Origin of the sequence: Escherichia sp. TW14182 (assembly GCF_000208525.1) — a bacterium.
Lineage (GTDB): Bacteria > Pseudomonadota > Gammaproteobacteria > Enterobacterales > Enterobacteriaceae > Escherichia > Escherichia ruysiae.
Genome location: NZ_AEJZ01000509.1, coordinates 1 through 545 on the forward strand (window position 1 = coordinate 1; position 545 = coordinate 545).

At 53.9% G+C, this 545-nt stretch carries 1 protein-coding gene and 1 pseudogene; both read right to left on the reverse strand.

Annotation, left to right across the window (positions count from 1 at the left end; translation table 11 throughout):
• A pseudogene (locus EQY_RS0123745) lies at positions 1-257 on the reverse strand (late control protein); the annotation flags it as partial.
• Positions 248-466: a tail protein X gene (locus tag EQY_RS0123750; RefSeq protein WP_001107807.1), complete on the reverse strand. Its 219-nt coding sequence runs from the start codon at positions 464-466 to the stop codon at positions 248-250. The pseudogene EQY_RS0123745 and the gene EQY_RS0123750, both read right to left, overlap by 10 nt.
• Positions 467-545: the final 79 nt, after the last annotated feature.

Below are 545 nucleotides of genomic sequence, written 5' to 3' on the forward strand. Positions count from 1 at the left end.
CTTGCCACCTGACAGACGGTAAAACTGCCTTTATTTACCAGGTTTCCGTTGAATCCCAGCCCCAGCGTTAATACCGCGCCTTTTGGTGGCAGCGCCATCGTCTCACTGAACAGGGTTATCATCAGTTCATCGGAGCGCTTTGTGGCAGCACCATTATCGGTATATCGCAGCTCAGCCAGCCCCCGCTTTATGGCCTTCGTGATATCCTCACCCTCTGCTGTCAGGCTGAAATCCGGCTGATACTCATTCAGTCCCATAACTGAAACGTCTCCTTTTCCTCCGGTTCATACACCCAGTCCGGCAACACGATTTCCACACCTGCCGGATATACCGGACCAAGGTCAGCCAGTCCGGGATTGGCTTCCAGTACCGCCGCCAGTGACTGGTTAAGTCCGGCGCTGCCATAGTGTCTCTGGCAGATGTCATCCAGCATATCGCCGTCAGTGGTCCGCCAGTTTTTCGCCATAGTATTTCAGCTCCAGTGTGAACGTTTTGTTCTTCGGCGCGCCGCCGGGAAGAAAGGACGTGGTGTTATCTGAATAAGC

What these genes read in the sequence shown, in the direction of transcription:
- EQY_RS0123750 (WP_001107807.1), bottom strand. Translation starts at nt 466, where the DNA reads ATGGCGAAAAACTGGCGGACCACTGACGGCGATATGCTGGATGACATC.